Origin of the sequence: Skermanella mucosa (assembly GCF_016765655.2) — a bacterium.
GTDB lineage: Bacteria > Pseudomonadota > Alphaproteobacteria > Azospirillales > Azospirillaceae > Skermanella > Skermanella mucosa.
In genome coordinates this window covers 4672501-4687000 of record NZ_CP086106.1, presented here as the reverse complement: position 1 = coordinate 4687000, position 14500 = coordinate 4672501, and the positions used below count along the sequence as shown (strand labels likewise).

Sequence of the window (14500 nt, the reverse complement as noted above, 5' to 3'; positions counted from 1 at the left end):
ACCATGCCCGGCATAACGTCTCGGCGCCTGCTGGCGCGGCTGCGCGACGTGATGGCCGGCTCCGGCTCGGCGCAGCACAGGCTGGACAAGATCGTCACGCTGATCGGGGCGGAGATGGGGGCTGACGTCTGCTCCTGCTACGTCATGCGCGCCGGCGACATCCTGGAGCTGTTCGCCACCGTCGGCCTGAACCAGTCGGCCGTCCACAAGACCCGGCTGCGGGTCGGGGAGGGGCTGGTCGGCGACATCGCGGCCCATGCCCGGCCGGTGGCGCTGGCCAACGCGCCGTCCCATCCCAACTTCGCCTACCGCCCCGAGACGGGAGAGGAGGCGTTCCTGTCGCTGATGGGCGTGCCGATCCTGCGCGGCGGGCGGGTACGCGGCGTGCTGGTGATCCAGCACAAGGACAAGCGCGTCTATTTCGAGGAGGAGGTCGAGACCCTCCAGACCATCGCCATGGTGGTGGCCGAGCTGACCGCCGGTGGCGAACTGGTCAGCCAGCAGGAGATCTCCGCGGTCGCCGATGCCGCCCTGCTGCCGACCCGGCTCGACGGCGTCAGCCTCAACCGCGGGCTCGCCATGGGGCTGGCGGTGCTGCACCGGCCGCAGCTGACCATCCGCCAGATGGTCGCCGAGGACCCGGACGTGGAGATCGAGCGGTTCCGCAAGGCGCTGGAGGGGATGCATACCGCGCTGGACGACCTGCTGCGCGTCTCCAGCGTCGAGGGCGGCGAGCACCACGACATCCTGGAGACCTACCGGATGTTCGCCGAGGACCGCGGCTGGCTGTCGCGCATCCGCGAGGCGATCCGGAACGGCCTGACCGCGGAGGCGGCGGTCCAGCGCGTGCAGAACGATACCCGCGCGCGCATGAGCCAGATGCACGATCCCTATTTCCGGGAGCGGCTGCTCGACCTGGACGACCTGACCAACCGGCTGCTCCAGCACCTGGCGGGCAAGGAATCGCAGGCCTCGGCCAACCTGCCGGACGATGTCATCCTGGTCGCCCGCTCCATGGGGCCGGCCGAACTTCTCGATTACGACCGGCGCCGGCTCAGGGCCCTGGTGCTGGAGGAAGGGTCGGCGTCGAGCCACGTGGCGATCGTCGCCCGGGCGCTCGACATCCCGGTGGTCGGGCAATGCATCGACGTGCTGACCCGGATCGAACCGCTCGACCAGCTGATCGTCGACGGCGACAACGCCCAGGTGCTGGTTCGTCCGGCCGAGGACATCCAGGACGCCTTCCACAACAGCATGACGGTGCGCGCCCAGCGCAAGCGCCTCTATGCCGAGACGATCCACCAGCCGGCGGTATCGCTGGACGGCGTCGAGGTCTCGATCAACCTGAATTGCGGGCTGCTGATCGACCTGCAGCATCTCGACGATACCGGCGCCGACGGGGTCGGGCTCTACCGGACCGAGATCCCCTTCATGATCCGGTCGGAATATCCCGGCGTGGAAGCCCAGACCGAACTGTACGGGCGGGTCCTGGAGCTGACCGGCGACCGGCCGATCGTGTTCCGCACGCTCGACGTCGGCGGCGACAAGAGCCTTCCCTACTTCGCCGACCAGGAGCAGGAGAACCCGGCGCTGGGCTGGCGCGCGATCCGCATCGGGCTGGACCGTCCCGCCATGCTGCGCCAGCAGCTTCGGGCGCTGCTGCGCGCCTCGGGCGGGCGGGACGTGCGGGTCATGTTCCCGATGATCAGCGAATGCGCCGAGTTCGAGGACGCCCGCGCCGTGCTGGACCTGGAGTTGGACAGGCTGGCCAGGCGCGGCGGCGTTCCGCCGGCCCGCGTGCTGGTCGGGGCGATGCTGGAGGTGCCGGCCCTGATCTGGCATCTGCCGGCGCTGCTGCCGAGGCTGGACTTCATCTCCGTCGGGTCGAACGACCTGATGCAGTACATGTTCGCGGCCGACCGCGGCAATCCGCGGATCAATACCCGGTACGACCCGCTGTCGCCGCCGATGCTCACCATGCTCCGCCATCTCGTCGGCCTGTGCGAAGGCGCCGGCGTTCCGATCAGCGTGTGCGGCGAAATGGCCGGCCGGCCGCTCGACGCCATGGCCCTGCTCGGCGTCGGCTTCCGCAGCCTGTCCATGTCGCCCCCGGCGGTCGGCCCGGTCAAGACCATGCTGCGCAGCCTGAACGTGTCGCAATTACGCCAGTATATAGAAACCCTGTATCCGGTTCGCGATCACAGCCTGCGGGAAAAGCTGCGTTCATTTGCGATAGATCATGGGGTCATGATCTAATTCATTGCATTTCGCTTGGAAAGTTTGTTACAACTTCGGCGACAGTGGCGGGGCGGCTTGCGTGACTTCGCCCGCCGCCTGTTCATAGACTCAGTGCGGGAAGACGGCTGACGGTATGGGCGACACCAGACTCAGGAAACTCCACATCGTCGAGGAAGGCCGGAGCGGGCAGGGACCCGCACCCCGCATGGTCCCGGGTTCCAACGAACCCGGAGTGGGCGACGTTCTGCGCAGCCGCCGGCTGGCGCTTGGCTACGACCTCCAGGAGGTCGCGGTGGCCCTGCGCATCCGGTTCGCCTATCTGGAGGCGATCGAGGAGGGGCGGTTCAGCGACCTTCCCGGCGCCACCTATGTGTCCGGTTTCCTGCGGACCTATGCGGAGCATCTCGGGCTCGACCCGCAGATGGTGCTGCGCCGCTTCAAGGAGGAATCCTCCGGCGCCCTGACCGCCAAGCCGGAGCTTTACCTGCCCAAGCCGGTCCCGGAAGGCCGCATCCCCGGCGGAGCGCTGCTGCTGGTCGCGGTCCTGCTGGCCGGCGCCGCCTATGGCGGCTGGTACTATGTCAATTCCACCGGACGCGACCTGGTCGATCTGGTGCCCGAACTGCCCGACCGCATCGCCAGCGCGCTCAACGTGACGCCGGCCGCGCCCCCTCCCGGGCTGGTCGTTCCGGTCACCCCGTCGGAACCCGGTCCGGCGGCACCCGAGGCCCGGACGGCCGAAGCGCCGCCCGCGGCCGTCGCGGTTCCGCCTCCCGCCGCTGTCCCGGCGGCCCAGCCGTCGCCCTCCGCCGCGACGCCGCAAGCCCCGCTGCCAGAGGTCCCACTGCCACAGGCACCGCCGCCTGCCGCGGCGGCGATGCCGGCTCCCGCCCCCTCGTCGGCGCCCCCCTCCACCGCGGCGACCGCCGCCGAGGAGGCCGAGGAGGAGGAGAGCCCGATCGTCGAGTCGACGCCCATCACGGCGCCGAACAGCGACCCGCGCGCCGCCCAGGCGTCGCAGCAGGGTGCCGCGCCCGCCGCGCCTCCGCCCGCCATCCCCGCTCCCCCGACGGCGCCCGGCCAGGTGGCCGCGCTGCCGATGCCGCCGGCGCCTCCGGCCGCTCCGGAAGCGGGTCAGGGGGATGCCAGGATCTACGGCGCCATCAACGGGCAGTCGCGGATCCAGATCCGGGCCACCCAGGACAGCTGGATCCAGGTGCGGGACGGGACCGGCGACCTGCTGATGACCCGTGTCCTCCGCCCCGGCGACGTCTATCGCGTGCCCGACCAGCCGGGCCTGCGGATGGTCACCGGCAACGCGGGCGGCCTGATGGTTTCGGTTGACGGCGGGCAGGGCAGCGCCCTGGGCGGGCAGGGTCAGGTGATGCGCGACGTCCAGCTCGATCCGCAACGGTTGGCCGCCGGAGCGCGCTGACCGGAGGGGCTTGCCCCGGACGTGCCCTTGACCGGGGGCATGCGCGCCCGCACTTTAGCGTCAGGCGTTGCTGCGCCCACCCGAGCGTCCGCGCCGATGATCGCCCCTATGCGTCGCCCATACACATTGTCGAAAGCCAGTCCATGACCGTCCGACCCTACCGCCACATCGAGCGCCGCAAGAGCCGCCTGATCCATGTCGGCAAGGTTCCCGTGGGCGGGGATGCGCCGATCTCGGTGCAGACGATGACCAACACGCTGACCACCGACGTCAAGGCCACGGTCGAGCAGATCCAGCGGATCGAGCAGGCCGGCGCCGACATCGTCCGCGTCTCGTGCCCCGACCAGGAATCGGCCCTGGCCCTGAAGCAGATCACGCGCGAGATCACGATCCCGGTCGTCGCCGACATCCATTTCCACTACAAGCGCGCGATCGAGGCGGCGGAGAACGGTGCCGCCTGCCTGCGCATCAATCCCGGCAATATCGGCTCGGCCGACCGGGTGCGCGACGTGATCAAGGCGGCCAAGGACCATGGCTGCTCGATCCGCATCGGCGTCAACGCCGGTTCGCTGGAGAAGGACCTGCTGGAGAAGTACGGCGAGCCTTGCCCGGAGGCGATGGTCGAGAGCGCCATGGACCATGCCCGCATCCTGGAAGACCACGACTTCTTCGACTTCAAGATCAGCGTCAAGGCGTCCGACGTGTTCCTGGCGGTCGCGGCCTACCAGGGGTTGGCGGAAGCCTGCGACTATCCCTTGCATATCGGCATCACCGAGGCCGGCGGATTGCGGGCTGGCACGGTCAAGTCGTCGATCGGCCTGGGCATGCTGCTGTGGTCCGGCATCGGCGACACCATCCGCGTCTCCCTGTCGGCCGACCCGGTCGAGGAGGTGCAGGTCGCCTACGAGATGCTGAAGTCGCTGAACCTGCGGCGGCGCGGCGTCACCGTGATCTCCTGCCCCAGCTGCGCCCGCCAGCAGTTCAACGTGATCAAGACCGTCGAGGTGCTGGAGCAGCGGCTGGCCCACATCACCACGCCGATGACCGTCTCGGTGATCGGCTGCGTGGTCAACGGGCCGGGCGAGGCGCGCGAAACCGACATCGGGTTCACCGGCGGCGGCAGCAATACCCACCAGGTCTATATCGCCGGCCAGCCCGACCACCGCCTGAAGGACGAGGACATCGTCGGTCATCTGGTCGGCCTGGTCGAGAAGAAGGCGGCGCAGATCGAGGCCGAGAAGGCCGAGGCCGCCCGGGCCGAAGCCGCCGCGGCGGAGGCGGCCGAGTGACGGCGGGCCGGCGCCGCCCAGATCTCCCCTGACGCCCCCGCCATGCCCGCATCCGGGGGCCATGCGTCATCCGAACTGGTGCTGGTCGGCGCCAACCACCGCTCCAGCTCCGGGGCGGTGCGCGACCTGATCTGCACCGAGGAGACCGAGGTTCCCGGCGTGCTCGCCCGCCTCCGGGCGGCCGGCCTGACCGAGATGCTGTGGCTGTCCACCTGCGACCGGGTAGAGGTGCTGACCGCATCCTGCGATCCGGCCGGCGTCGCCTCCGTCGCTGCGTCGGCGCTGGCAGAACGCGCGGGCATGACCGCCCAGGCGCTGGCGCCCGAGCTTTACACCCTGACCGGCGGCGACGCCGTCCGCCACCTGTTCGCCGTCGCCTGCTCGCTCGACAGTCAGGTCGTCGGGGAGCCGCACGTGCTGGGGCAGGTCAAGGCGGCCCACCGGGCCTCGGTCGCGGCCCATGCGACCGGGCCGGAACTGGAGGCGGTGCTCCAGGCGGCCTACGCCGCGGCCAAGCGGGTCCGCACCGAGACCGCCATCGCGGAACGTCCCGTGTCGATCGCCGCCGCCGCGGTGCAGACCGCGCGCGACATCCACGGCGACCTGGACCGTTCCGCCGCCCTGCTGATCGGGCTGGGCGACATGGGCGAGCTGATGGTGGATGCGCTCCGCGAGGCGGGCCTGCCCCGCCTGACCGTCGCGGCGCGGGTCGATCGCCGGGCGGAGGCGGCGGCCCGGCGGCTGGGCTGCCACCATGCGCCGATCGACGATCTCGACACGGCGCTGGTATCCGCCGATATCGTGGTGACGGCGGCAGGGCTCGGGCGCTATATCCTGTCTGCCGACCGGATGGAGGCGGTGCTGAAGAAACGCCGCCGCCGCCCGGTCTTCGTGATCGACACGGCGATCCCCGGGGACGTCGATCCGGCCGTCGGCGGCCTGGAGGGCGTTTTCGTCTATGACCTGGCCGACCTGGAGCGGGTAGCCCTGGAGGGCCGCGCCACCCGGGAGGCCGCGGCCGCGGCCGCCTGGGCGATCGTCGACCAAGCGGTCGCGGCTTTCGCCCGGGGGCGGGCGGAGCGGGCGGCGGTTCCTGCGGTGGCGGCCCTGCGCGGTCATTTCGAGGCCGTAAGGAGCCGCTTGCTGGCGGATCATGCCGGCGCCGATCCGGCCGAGGCGACCCGCCTGCTGGTCAACCGGCTGCTTCACGACCCGTCGCAGGTGCTGCGGGCCATGGCGGCGTCGCACGACATGGAGCAGGTGGAGGCCGAACGGCTGCTGCGCCGGCTGTTCCGCCTGGACCGGTCGGAAGATGGGGCGGAGAGCGGCTCGGCCATGACGGAATTTTCGACTGCGGGCCCCGTTCCGGGGTCCAGTGAGGGTGAGGTACGGTGAGTTTCGAGGATATGTTCAACCGCGTCGCCGCGCGCCACGACGAGCTGCGCGACGCCCTGGCCGGCGGTCAGGTGGATGCCCAGGCCTTCGCCCGGATGTCGAAGGAATACGCTGAGCTGACCCCGATCGCCGAAGCGATCGCCGACCTGCGCAAGGCCAGGGCCGAGCGCCAGGATCTGGCCGGCATGCTGGCCGACCCCGAGATGAAGGACCTCGCCGAGGCTGAGATCCAGGCGCTCGACCGCCGGCTGCCGGAGCTGGAGCGCGGCATCCAGGTGCTGCTGCTGCCCAAGGACGAGGCCGACGCCAAGAACGCCATCCTGGAAGTCCGCGCCGGGACCGGCGGGGAGGAGGCGGCCCTGTTCGCCGCCGAGCTGTTCCAGATGTACCAGCGCTACGCGGCGCTGCGCGGCTGGCGGTTCGAGACCATGGACGTGTCGGAGACCGGCATCGGCGGCTACAAGGAGGCGACCGCCTCGATCACCGGGCGCAGCGTGTTCGCCCGGCTGAAATACGAGAGCGGCGTCCACCGGGTCCAGCGGGTCCCGGCGACCGAGGCCGGCGGCCGCATCCACACCTCCGCCGCCACCGTGGCGGTCCTGCCGGAGGCGGAGGAGGTGGATATCCAGATCGACGAGAAGGACCTGCGCATCGACGTGTTCCGCTCCAGCGGGCCGGGCGGCCAGTCGGTCAACACCACCGACAGCGCCGTGCGCATCACCCACCTGCCGACCGGCATCGTCGTTTCCCAGCAGGACGAGAAGTCGCAGCACAAGAACAAGGCCAAGGCCATGCGGGTGCTCCGCTCCCGCCTCTACGACGCCCAGCGCAGCGCCCTGGACGCCGAGCGCGCCGCCAACCGCAAGAGCCAAGTCGGCAGCGGCGACCGGTCGGAACGCATCCGGACCTATAACTTCCCCCAGGGCCGCGTGACCGACCACCGGATCAACCTGACGCTCTACAAGATCGACAAGGTGATGAACGGCGAGGCCCTGGACGAGGTGATCGACCCCCTGATCGCGGCGGACGAGGCGGAGCGCCTCGCCGAACTGCAATGACCGGTCCGGCCGCGCCGGGGCTGTCCGGGACGCCGATGCTCCGCGAGGTGATGCGCCACGCGGAGGGCCTGCTCCGCGAGGCCGGCATCGACACGCCGGATCTGGACGCCCGCCTGTTGACGGGCGCCGCGCTGGGCATGACGCGAGAGCATATGCTGATCCACGCCACCGCGCGGCTGAACCAGCCGCAGGTCGGGCGCGTCCTCGGCTTCGTCGCCCGGCGGGTGGCGCGCGAGCCGGTCTCCCGCATCCTGGGCCGGCGCGAATTCTGGAGCCTGGATTTCACGCTCTCTCCCGCCACCCTCGATCCGAGGCCCGATTCCGAGACGGTGGTCGAGGAGGCCCTGGCCGGCGTCGCGGACCGGCAGGCTCCCCTGTCGGTGCTGGACCTGGGGACCGGTACCGGATGCCTGCTGCTGGCCATCCTCAGCGAGCTGCCCCAGGCGGCGGGGCTCGGCATCGACCGCTCGGAGGAGGCGGTGGAGACGGCCGCGGCCAATGCCCGGCGGCTCGGGCTGGGCCGGCGCGCGCGATTCGCCGCGGGGGACTGGGCGTTGGGAATCGAGGAACGTTTCGACCTCGTGATCTCCAACCCGCCCTATATTCCCGACGGCGATATCGACGCGCTGGCGCCGGAAGTCACCCGGTTCGACCCGGCGGCGGCGCTGGCCGGCGGCCCCGACGGGCTCGACGCTTACCGCGCCATCGTCGCGCAGTTGCCCGGGGTGCTGAAACCCGGCGGCCGGGTCATCCTCGAGGTTGGATTCGGCCAATCGACCGACGTGTCGGCACTGCTGGGGACTGCCGGATTCGGGCGAGTCGGCGCGCGCAAGGATCTCGGAGGCGTGGAGCGCGTGGTTTTTGGCCATTTGGGCGCGTGATTCCGCGCTTGCACACAAGAAAGGGGTTGGATTGCAGTCGTTTCCCGGCTAGGGTCATTTACTACGAAGGACCGCAGCATGTTCGGCGCGGCCTGCGTGATAAGAACCCCCGATATTCCACCGCGCAGCATTGCTCCGCGGGTGCTTGGTAGCCCGTATGATCGCCGCCAAGCTGGGTCGGGGCGCGCAAATCTCAAAGTGGGGCTCGTAATAGCCGAATGAGACAAGGACCAAACACCAGGCGTTCTCGCGGCCGGGGCAGCAACAATGGTGGCCGTCGTCAGAACAATGTTCCTTTGCGCCATCAGACTTTCGACAGCAACGGTCCCGATGTCCGCATCCGAGGCAATGCTTTCCAGGTATATGAAAAGTATCTGGCGCTAGCGCGTGATGCCCAAACTGCCGGAGACCGTATCGCGGCAGAGAGTTACTTTCAGCACGCCGAGCATTATTTCCGTATCATCGGCCTGATCAACGAACAGAGTGGCGAAAACCAGCGCGGTCGTGACGGCCGTAATGGCAACGGCGCACCGAACGGGCACGGCGACGCCAATGGCAACGGCCAGGACCAGTTCGGCGATGATCAGGACGACGATGAAGACGCCGATGCGGAAGACGAACGCGCTCAAATGAACGCCTGACACCGGCCTGTCCTCCTCCGGCCGGCTTTCCCGGGGGCCGGGGCTGCCAGCGTTTTCAGTCGATCAGGCGGACCGGATCGCCGGGCGCGATCCGCCCGCCCTGGGTGACCCGCGCGTAGACGCCGCAGTTGCGGTGGCTATAGCCCCGCTGAAGCTGGAGAGGGATGTTGATGTCCCGCATCGCCGTGGCGGGATTGACCTCCGTCGCGGCGCAGCGGCCGGTCTGCTCGGTCACTTCGAGCACCACGTCGCCGATCGCGACGGAACGACCAACCCATTTGGCCTCGGCCCAGGGCTCCAGCCCGTCGAGCAGCAGGTTCGCCCGAAACCGGATGGGATCGACGGGGGCCTGGACGACCCGTTCGATGTCCTGGACGCTGCCCAGGTTCAGGATCGAGACGTACTTCTCCGGCGTATCGCTGAACATCACGCCGGGCGCCTCGACCAGGCTCGGCGTTCCCGGCGCCTCCCCCTTCATGTAGGCCGCGAAGAACTGGTTGATCAACAGCCGTCCCATGGTGCTGGTGATCTGCCCGCGAGCCACCTGCCTGCCGTTGCGTCGGACCGTCAGGATCCCCGTTGCGGAGACGTAGTCGGTCTCCAGCGCCGCCAGCCGCTCGTTCTTGGCCAGCATCAGGAAGTCCTTCTTGGGACGCCACTCCGGAGCCGTCGGGTCGAAGGTCGACGCGCCGTGGCTGATGGCGAACCGGCGGTCGTCCGGAAGGCCTTCCCCGGGCGTGAGGGTGACCTCGTCGAGACGCTGGGCGCTCAGTCCCTTGACCGGATAACGATATATCTTCGCAACTGCGGTATTCATGCCTGATGTTATGCAGGCGGGGCAGGGGTGCGTCAATCCCACGATGGGATGTCCGCCTCATGGGAGGCGGATGAGGCCGGATGCGGGAATCTCCAGCTTTCTATGAGAATGAGAACGATTTGCATTTGCAGCGCGGTCGGAATCGGTTATAACCGAGGCCAGCCGGTCACACACTCTCTCCTGTTCCGTGATCCGAAACCTCGCAGACTGGTCCGGCCGCCCCCGCCCTGAATTCGGCGGGGGCATTTTTCTGGCCGGTCACCAGAGATCGGACGGGGCGGCGTCTCCCGTCAGTTCCGCAAGCCGCCGGCGCGTCGCCGGCGTGGTGTCGTGGGGCAGGGCGTCCAGCCCGAAGAAGCGGCACTCCACGATCTCCAGCCCGTCGACTTCCGGGCCTCCCCGCCACTCATCGACCACGAAGACGCTGACATGGTCGCTGGAGCGGTGGCGGAACCGGGCATAGAGGCCCAGCATGCGCGCGGTGCCGATTACCTCGACGCCGACCTCTTCCCGCACTTCCCGGGCCATCGCCTGATGGACGGTCTCGTTCCGATCGACGCCGCCGCCGGGGAGGTGCCAGCCATCGACATAGCTGTGGCGGATCATCAGGACCGCGCCGTCCGCGTCCCTGATGATCGCGCGTACACCCATGGTCAGCGGCCTCGCCACGGTCAGCCAGCCCACGCGCGCCAGATGGGCGGTGCGGAGCAGACCGGACTTGGCCAACAGCTTCTTCACGCGGCGGATCTCCTGGAAAAGCGGGGTGATGCAATGCTGGGTGACGTTCCGGCAACATAGGCATCGGATCGCGAAATGCCCACTCCCGCCGGCTTGTGCGCCGAATAACCCCTCGCCATATAGGGTTCAGCATCCTCCTGGATCGCACATCAGTGGGTCGGAATGCGGTCGTGCTGCCTCGCGGGCGACCGGTAGACAAGGAGCGTATTCATGGACTTCGAGAAATACACCGAACGGTCCCGCGGCTTCGTGCAGGCAGCCCAGGGGCTGGCGCTGCGGCGCGGCCACCAGCGGCTCACGGCCGAACACCTGCTTTGCACCTTGCTGGAAGACAAGGAAGGCCTGGCGGCCAACCTGATCCGCTCGGCCGGCGGCGATCCGGTGCGGGCGCTTTCCGCGGTCGAGGCCGAGCTGAACAAGCAGCCCAAGGTCGAGGGCGCCGGCGCCGGGCAGATCTATCTGGCGCCCGAGCTGGCGCGCCTCTTCCAGACCGCGGAGGAGCTGGCGACCAAGGCCGGCGACAGCTTCGTCACCGCCGAGCGCCTGCTGCTGGCATTGACCATGGCCGAGGGCAGCCCTTCGTCCCGCATCCTGAAGGATGCCGGCGTCACCGCCCAGTCGCTCAACCAGGCGATCAACTCGATCCGCAAGGGCCGCACCGCCGACAGCGCGTCGGCCGAACAGGGCTACGACGCGCTCAAGAAATACGCCCGCGACCTGACGGAGGCGGCGCGCGAGGGGAAACTCGACCCGGTCATCGGCCGTGACGAGGAGATCCGTCGCACCATCCAGGTCCTGGCCCGGCGCACCAAGAACAACCCGGTCCTGATCGGCGAGCCCGGCGTCGGCAAGACCGCCATCGTCGAAGGGCTGGCCCAGCGCATCGTCAAGGGTGACGTGCCCGAAGGCCTGCGCGACAAGCGCCTGATGGCGCTCGACCTGGGCGCCATGGTGGCGGGCGCCAAGTACCGCGGCGAGTTCGAGGAGCGGCTGAAGGCGGTCCTGCAGGAGATCACCGCGGCGGCCGGCGAGATCATCGTGTTCATCGACGAGATGCATACCCTGGTCGGGGCCGGCAAGGCCGATGGCGCGATGGACGCCTCCAACATGCTGAAGCCCGCGCTGGCGCGCGGCGAGTTGCATTGCGTGGGCGCCACGACGCTGGACGAGTACCGCAAGCATGTGGAGAAGGACCCGGCGCTGGCGCGGCGGTTCCAGCCGGTCTTCGTCTCCGAGCCGACGGTCGAGGACACCATCTCGATCCTGCGCGGCCTGAAGGAGAAGTACGAGCTGCATCACGGCGTGCGGATCACCGACAGCGCGATCGTCTCGGCGGCCACCCTGTCGCACCGCTACATCACCGACCGGTTCCTGCCGGACAAGGCGATCGACCTGATCGACGAGGCCGCGTCGCGGCTGCGCATGGAGGTCGATTCGAAGCCGGAAGAGATCGACGAGCTTGATCGCCGGATCATCCAGCTCAAGATCGAGCGCGAGGCCCTGAAGCGGGAGAGCGACCAGGCGTCGCGCGACCGGCTGGAGAAGCTGGGCGCCGAACTGGACGAGCTGGAACGGAAATCGGCCGACATGACCTCGCGCTGGATGGCCGAGAAGGAGCAGCTGACCGGAGCCCAGAAGCTGAAGGAGCAACTGGACCACGCCCGCGTCGAGCTGGAGCAGGCCCAGCGCAATGCGGACTGGGCCAAGGCCGGCCAGCTCGCCTACGGCGCCATTCCGGAACTGGAACGGAAGCTGAAGGCCGCCGAGGAAGTCGCCGGGAACCGCATGCTGAACGAGGAGGTGCGCGAGAGCGACATCGCCGGCATCGTCAGCCGCTGGACCGGCATCCCGGTGGACAAGATGCTGACGGGCGAGCGCGAGAAGCTGCTGGCGATGGAAGGCCGCCTGGGAACCCGCGTGATCGGCCAGGACGAGGCGATCGTCGCGGTCTCCAATGCGGTCCGGCGTGCCCGCGCCGGTCTTCAGGACCCGAACCGGCCGATCGGCTCCTTCCTGTTCCTCGGTCCGACCGGCGTCGGCAAGACCGAGCTGACCAAGGCGCTGGCCGAGTTCCTGTTCGACGACGAGACCGCCATGATCCGGCTCGACATGTCGGAATACATGGAGAAGCACGCGGTCGCCCGCATGATCGGCGCGCCTCCGGGCTATGTCGGTTATGAGGAGGGCGGGGCCCTGACGGAGGCGGTCCGGCGCCGGCCCTATCAGGTCATCCTGTTCGACGAGGTCGAGAAGGCGCACCCCGACGTCTTCAACGTGCTGCTCCAGGTTCTGGACGACGGGCGCCTGACCGACGGGCAGGGGCGTACGGTGGACTTCCGCAACACGCTGATCGTCATGACGTCGAACCTCGGTTCGGAGATCCTGGCGAACCAGCCAGAGGGGCAGGACAGCTCGGCCGTGCGCGACGAAGTGATGGAGATCGTCCGGGCGTCGTTCCGGCCGGAGTTCCTGAACCGGCTCGATGAGATCCTGCTGTTCCATCGGCTGAGCCGCAGCCACATGGGCGGCGTCGTCACGATCCAGCTCGGCCGTCTGCGGCGGATGCTGGCCGACCGCGACATCGAGCTGGCGATCGACGACAAGGCGCTCGCCTGGCTGGCCGATGCGGGCTACGACCCGGTTTACGGTGCCCGGCCGCTGAAGCGGGTGATCCAGCGGGCGCTCCAGAACCCGCTCGCCACGATGCTGCTGGAAGGCCGCATCGCCGACGGGCAGACGGTCGAGGTCAGCGCCGGCGAGCACGGCTTGACGATCGACGGCGTTCCGGCCGACACCCAGGCGACGGCCGGCGCCGTTTCCCCGGGTGCGGCAACCGGCCGCTCCGGCTGGAGCAACCGGCCGACGGTCCACTGACCTGACTTCCGGCAAGCCCCCTCCCGTGTCGTCGGGAGGGGGCTTTTTCATGATCGCAGAGGCGGGATCACCAGCGATGACGGAAGCCGTGGCCGAAACAGGTCATGGCTTCCGTCATCGCAATCCCGTCAGCAGCTGCGCTCGCCTCGGCAGGACTGCGGATGGTCGTCGCCGATCATCCCGGCCGTCTGGGCGACTTGCGCCGCGCTCTGCAGGTTTGCGACGAACTGCCGGTCCGACTCTTCCACATGCCGCTTGAAGGCGGCCAACTCGGTGCCCTGCAACGCGATGCCGGTCGGCAGATCGACGCTCATGGGGTTCACCTGCCTGCCGCCGCGCAGGACTTCGTAATGGAGATGGGGGCCGGTGGAGCGGCCGGTGTTGCCGACATAACCGATGATGTCGCCCTGCTTCACCCGTCCTCCCCGGCGCATGCCCGGTCCGAACTTCGAGAGATGCGCGTAGGCGGTCGCCATCTGCTGGTTGTGCTTGATGCGGATGTAGTTGCCGTAGGAACCCTTGCCGCCGATCTCCTCCACGACGCCGTCGCCGGCCGCGTAGATCGGGGTTCCGTTCGGAGCCGCGAAGTCCATGCCCGCGTGCATCTTGCTGAAGCCCAGGACCGGATGCTTGCGCATGCCGAACTTGGAGGAGACGCGGGCGCCGTCGATCGGCGTGCGCAGCAGCGCCTTGCGGATGCTTTCGCCCTGCCGGTTGAAGTAGTCGACGACACCGGCGCGCGTCTTGTAGCGGTAGAGCTCCATCCGCCTGCCGCCGAGCGTCAGGGCGGCGTACAGGATATCGCCGTCGCGGGCGGCGGCCCCGCTGTCGGTGTAGTAGCGCTCGTACATCACCTGGAACTCGTCGCCGGGCTGGATGTCGCGCTGGAAGTCGACGTCGTAGGAATAGGCCCGGATCATCGCCGCCATCACCGGGATCGGCACGCCGACGCTGGCGCCCGCTTCGAACAGGCTGGAGTCGATCACCGCCGCGGCGGCGGCCTTGCGTCGCTGAAGCTCCTTGTCGACGGAGACCGCCTCGTAGGCGTCGCCGTCGAGACGCGCGACGGAAACGGCGCGCTCCACGTCAGGCTCCAGTTCCAGCCCGACGAACCGGCGGTCCGAACCCGCCTCC

At 69.0% G+C, this 14500-nt stretch carries 11 protein-coding genes (1 of these 11 cut by a window edge); 8 read left to right on the top strand and 3 right to left on the bottom strand.

Going from position 1 to position 14500, the window contains the following annotated elements; all coding sequences use genetic code 11:
* Positions 1-3: 3 nt before the first annotated feature.
* The 7 genes from ptsP to JL100_RS21775 all read left to right on the top strand — a co-directional run bounded on the left by ptsP (position 4) and on the right by JL100_RS21775 (position 8937).
* Positions 4-2256: a phosphoenolpyruvate--protein phosphotransferase gene (gene ptsP, locus JL100_RS21805; RefSeq protein WP_228421397.1), complete on the top strand. Its 2253-nt coding sequence runs from the start codon at positions 4-6 to the stop codon at positions 2254-2256.
* Positions 2257-2371: 115 nt separating this feature from the next.
* Positions 2372-3673 (top strand): helix-turn-helix domain-containing protein, encoded by a 1302-nt coding sequence (locus JL100_RS21800; RefSeq protein ID WP_202682426.1) that lies wholly within the window; start codon positions 2372-2374, stop codon positions 3671-3673.
* 143 nt (positions 3674-3816) lie between these two features.
* A complete protein-coding gene (ispG, locus tag JL100_RS21795) occupies positions 3817-4962 on the top strand; it encodes a flavodoxin-dependent (E)-4-hydroxy-3-methylbut-2-enyl-diphosphate synthase (RefSeq protein WP_202682427.1) in 1146 nt (381 codons plus the stop codon).
* A 42-nt stretch (positions 4963-5004) separates the two neighbouring features.
* Positions 5005-6357 carry a glutamyl-tRNA reductase gene (gene hemA / locus JL100_RS21790; RefSeq protein ID WP_202682428.1) on the top strand — a complete coding sequence of 451 codons (1353 nt, stop codon included), beginning with the start codon at positions 5005-5007 and terminating at the stop codon, positions 6355-6357.
* The gene (gene prfA, locus JL100_RS21785; RefSeq protein WP_202682429.1) at positions 6354-7415 is read left to right on the top strand and encodes a peptide chain release factor 1; all 1062 of its coding nucleotides are present in this window, start codon (positions 6354-6356) and stop codon (positions 7413-7415) included. Before hemA ends, prfA begins: the two co-directional genes overlap by 4 nt.
* Positions 7412-8296 carry a peptide chain release factor N(5)-glutamine methyltransferase gene (gene prmC, locus JL100_RS21780; protein ID WP_228420831.1) on the top strand — a complete coding sequence of 295 codons (885 nt, stop codon included), beginning with the start codon at positions 7412-7414 and terminating at the stop codon, positions 8294-8296. The genes prfA and prmC overlap by 4 nt, the downstream gene beginning before the upstream one ends.
* A 296-nt stretch (positions 8297-8592) precedes the next feature.
* A complete protein-coding gene (locus JL100_RS21775; protein WP_407696886.1) occupies positions 8593-8937 on the top strand; it encodes a DUF4167 domain-containing protein in 345 nt (114 codons plus the stop codon).
* Between the two features lie 55 nt (positions 8938-8992).
* Here the strand turns inward: JL100_RS21775 and JL100_RS21770 are convergent, their stop codons facing one another.
* Positions 8993-9754 (bottom strand): MOSC domain-containing protein, encoded by a 762-nt coding sequence (locus JL100_RS21770; protein ID WP_202682431.1) that lies wholly within the window; start codon positions 9752-9754, stop codon positions 8993-8995.
* A gap of 258 nt (positions 9755-10012) precedes the next feature.
* Positions 10013-10492, bottom strand: a complete 480-nt coding sequence (locus JL100_RS21765) for an NUDIX domain-containing protein (protein ID WP_228420830.1) — start codon at positions 10490-10492, stop codon at positions 10013-10015.
* Positions 10493-10702: 210 nt separating this feature from the next.
* On the opposite strand from JL100_RS21765, the gene clpB reads away from it, so the two are divergent.
* Positions 10703-13366: an ATP-dependent chaperone ClpB gene (gene clpB, locus JL100_RS21760; protein WP_202682432.1), complete on the top strand. Its 2664-nt coding sequence runs from the start codon at positions 10703-10705 to the stop codon at positions 13364-13366.
* Positions 13367-13494: 128 nt separating this feature from the next.
* On the opposite strand, the gene JL100_RS21755 is transcribed toward clpB, so the two are convergent.
* A protein-coding gene (locus JL100_RS21755; protein WP_228420829.1) for a M23 family metallopeptidase crosses the window boundary here: on the bottom strand, positions 13495-14500 show its 3' portion. The gene runs 500 nt beyond the window's last position; the window shows 1006 of its 1506 coding nt (coding positions 501-1506); the start codon falls outside the window, past its right edge; it ends in the stop codon at positions 13495-13497.

Bases quoted from the DNA above. Each gene is read 5' to 3' on its own strand.
- hemA (WP_202682428.1), top strand. From the start codon at position 5,005: ATGCCCGCATCCGGGGGCCATGCGTCATCCGAACTGGTGCTGGTCGGC.
- JL100_RS21800 (WP_202682426.1), top strand. From the start codon at position 2,372: ATGGGCGACACCAGACTCAGGAAACTCCACATCGTCGAGGAAGGCCGG.
- prmC (WP_228420831.1), top strand. From the start codon at position 7,412: ATGACCGGTCCGGCCGCGCCGGGGCTGTCCGGGACGCCGATGCTCCGC.
- ptsP (WP_228421397.1), top strand. From the start codon at position 4: ATGCCCGGCATAACGTCTCGGCGCCTGCTGGCGCGGCTGCGCGACGTG.
- ispG (WP_202682427.1), top strand. From the start codon at position 3,817: ATGACCGTCCGACCCTACCGCCACATCGAGCGCCGCAAGAGCCGCCTG.
- clpB (WP_202682432.1), top strand. From the start codon at position 10,703: ATGGACTTCGAGAAATACACCGAACGGTCCCGCGGCTTCGTGCAGGCA.
- JL100_RS21770 (WP_202682431.1), bottom strand. From the start codon at position 9,754: ATGAATACCGCAGTTGCGAAGATATATCGTTATCCGGTCAAGGGACTG.